The following is a 1,016-nucleotide window of genomic DNA, read 5'->3' as shown; positions in this document are numbered from 1 at the left end:
TTTTGGCGTAACAAGGCTGTAACAGGCAGTAACGGTTGGCGTAACGGGGGCTTTGCTGATGGATCGTCTCCTCAAAATTGAGGAGACGAGTGTTACACCACCCTTTGAAAATTCAGGGAGTGGTGTAACGGGGGCTTTGGTGATGGGATGTGGGCGCAAAATCAACCGGGAATCGTTGGTATCAATGCCTTCCGGATAGGTTCATAGGTTGCATGTTTGCCCGGTGGCGTTGTCCTGTACCCCAAATGAGGTACAATAAAAAGTAACAAAACGACAGGGCAGAAAGAGGGCATCAATATGAGTAAAAGTTCGATGATTCGGGCCAGAATAGAGCCAGACGTTAAAGAACATGCCGAAGCGATATTCAGGGAGTTGGGGCTCAATCCTACAGAGGCCATCACGTTGTTTTACAAGTATGTCGGCATTTGTAAGGGGTTGCCTTTCGATGTTCGTTTGCCTAATGAAGAAACCCGTCAGACATTTGAAGCTACAGACAAGGGTATGGGGCTGACCCGCTATGGGACAATGGATGAAATGTTTGATGATCTGGATAGTGATTAATGCTTACTCCAGTACGAACAGCTCAGTTTAAAAAAGATTACAAAAGAATCGAACGTCAGGGAAAAGATCTGCAAAAGCTTAAAAAAATTATGGTACAGCTTGCACAAAAAAAGCCCCTTGACTTCAGGCATAAAGACCACATGTTGGCCGGAAACTATAAAGGGCGCAGGGAGTGCCACATAGAACCGGATTGGTTATTAATTTATCAAGTGGTCGAAGATGAGATTTTTTTTGAAAGAACAGGATCTCATTCTGCCTTGTTCAGCTGACACTCGCCGAATAAAAAAATTGCCACCAAACGTTATCAGCAAGTGTATGTGGGCTGAATTTTCAGCCCGGTCACTGTTTTCTTCTCCCCAGTTGTCTCTCCAGCTCATACCGCAACCGATCGGAACTCAATGAGCGCAGGAACATCACCTGCCGGGCCTCGCTCTGGCGTAACAAATACCGAATTA

2 protein-coding genes are annotated in these 1,016 nt (G+C 45.8%); both read left to right on the top strand.

Going from position 1 to position 1,016, the window contains the following annotated elements; genetic code table 11:
- Positions 1-297 precede the first annotated feature (297 nt).
- Positions 298-561: a type II toxin-antitoxin system RelB/DinJ family antitoxin gene (locus tag KDK14_RS09100; protein WP_257264780.1), complete on the top strand. Its 264-nt coding sequence runs from the start codon at positions 298-300 to the stop codon at positions 559-561.
- Entirely contained in the window at positions 561-830 is a 270-nt protein-coding gene (locus KDK14_RS09095) for a type II toxin-antitoxin system YafQ family toxin (RefSeq protein ID WP_257264779.1), read from the top strand. Before KDK14_RS09100 ends, KDK14_RS09095 begins: the two co-directional genes overlap by 1 nt.
- The last annotated feature ends 186 nt before the right edge of the window (positions 831-1,016 follow it).

It is taken from the genome of Endozoicomonas sp. ONNA2, from assembly GCF_024606365.1.
GTDB lineage: Bacteria > Pseudomonadota > Gammaproteobacteria > Pseudomonadales > Endozoicomonadaceae > Endozoicomonas.
This window is presented reverse-complemented; position numbering and strand designations above follow the sequence as displayed.

Excerpts from the sequence above, each read along its gene's own strand:
- KDK14_RS09100 (WP_257264780.1), top strand. The coding sequence starts at position 298 with ATGAGTAAAAGTTCGATGATTCGGGCCAGAATAGAGCCAGACGTTAAA.
- KDK14_RS09095 (WP_257264779.1), top strand. The coding sequence starts at position 561 with ATGCTTACTCCAGTACGAACAGCTCAGTTTAAAAAAGATTACAAAAGA.